The 1,886-nt window shown below is 44.9% G+C and carries 1 protein-coding gene; it reads left to right on the top strand.

The annotated features are described in order from the left end of the window. Positions 1-190 precede the first annotated feature (190 nt). Complete coding sequence (locus A3757_RS06840) at positions 191-1,741, top strand: M48 family metallopeptidase (protein ID WP_068510471.1); 1,551 nt, start codon at positions 191-193, stop codon at positions 1,739-1,741. Positions 1,742-1,886 lie beyond the last annotated feature (145 nt).

Raw genomic sequence — 1,886 nt, 5'->3', positions numbered from 1 at the left:
TCCTTATCAGCTAACATATTTGAAGCGCCGAAGTATAACCAATGTCACACTTTTTAAGAAATGTAATTAATCAGGAGATTTCCACCTAGCATCCTATTTATAACAATAGTAATTACTCATTTGCTATTGAAAAGAGTGAATCCATTAGCGCAAAATTGACTTACTGTTAACTAGAACCCGGTATTGTCTTATGCGCCCCATTTTTACTTATCTTCTACTCTGCCTAACCTTGCTCTGTAGCGCTTGCTCTGTAAACCCGGTAACCGGAGAAAAGCAGCTAATGTTCAGCTCTTTTTCTGAAGACGTTAAAATAGGCCAGCAACAATACCAACCAGCACAGCAATCACAAGGTGGCGCCTACAACCTTGATCCGAAGCTTAGTGAATATGTCAGCACGGTTGGTATGAGGCTCGCCGCCCTTAGTGATGTCCCAAAACTTCCCTATGAGTTTGTCGTTCTCAATAACTCAGTCCCTAATGCTTGGGCCCTGCCATCAGGCAAGATTGCTATTAATCGTGGCCTGCTCTTAAAGCTGGAAAGTGAAGCTCAACTAGCTGCAGTGCTTAGTCATGAAATTGTTCACGCTGCTGCCAGACACGGCGCCCAGCGTCAGCGTGATAATTTACTGGTTCAAGTCGGCATGGCGGGCCTGGGTTTAGGCTTGGCGAATAATGACTATCGAGACTTAATTATTGGCGGTGCGAACTTAGGGGCAAGGTTAACCACTGCCAAATATGGACGCGACCACGAGCTGGAATCAGACCACTACGGCATGAAATATATGGCTAAGGCTGGCTACAACCTGCAGGGCGCTGTTGAACTTCAAAAGGTTTTTGTCTCACTATCAAAGCAGCAAAAAAGTTCATGGCTTGACGGTTTATTTGCTTCACACCCGCCCTCTCAAGAACGGGTAGAAGCAAATATCAAATACGCTGCCTCAAACCCTGTCAAAGACGCCTTCTCGGGTAAAGAGGCGTATCAACAAGCCATCGCCTACCTCAAGAGTAAACAAGAAGCTTACGACCTGGCAGACCAGGCGAATGCCGCCCTGGCACAAAAAGATTACGACCTGGCGCTTAGCCTTATTTCTAAAGCAAGTAATATAGAACCTAAAGAAGCACTATTTAGCGCCATAAAAGGCGATGCATTGGCCGCTAAGGGAAATAAAGATTCTGCACTTGCGGCCCATATGCGCGCCACAGAGCTCAACCCAAATCAATTTTCTTATTACTTAAAGCGTGCTCAAAGCTATGCCGCTCTAGGCCAATCTAGCTATGCCATTGATGATTATCGCTATAGCATGCGTTTACTACCAACAAGTATTGCTGCCCTACAATTAGGAGAGCTATACAGCGAGTCTCAGAATCAGGAACAAGCACTTAAGTACTATGCACAAGCAGCCCAGGCGCAAGGCGATATAGGTCAACAGGCAAAACTAAAACTGGCCCTAATCGAAATTAAGCAAACACCGGAAAAATACTTAAAGGCCAAGCATGTTCAAGACCCTAAAGGGCCTTTATTGGTGACAATAGAAAACCATAGTCCACTGAACATTGGCGCTCTACAGTTGCGCACGCAGCTAATTGACGCAAATGGAAAAGTAATTAAGATTGAAGAATGGTCAATTAACGAAACGATTCCGGCGCAAAAACGCAGCCCCTACTATCCTGCCAAAGTTGTTTATCACTTAAAAACAGGCGAAAAGGTTAAAACCAGCATTAGCTCGGTGACACTTGAATAGAAACACCAATTAGGAACCGTTTTGTTTGCTTGATATCCATTGGCGAGTATTAGCACCAAGTACCAGTAAAGCCGGTGTTAGAAACAAGGTGAGGACTGTGGCAAACGCCAATCCACCAGCAATGGCACTAGATAACTGAGTCCAC

It is taken from the genome of Oleiphilus sp. HI0117 (genome assembly GCF_001635235.1).
The sequence above is the reverse complement of the archived record's forward strand: the minus strand, read 5'-3'. Positions and strand labels throughout refer to the sequence as shown.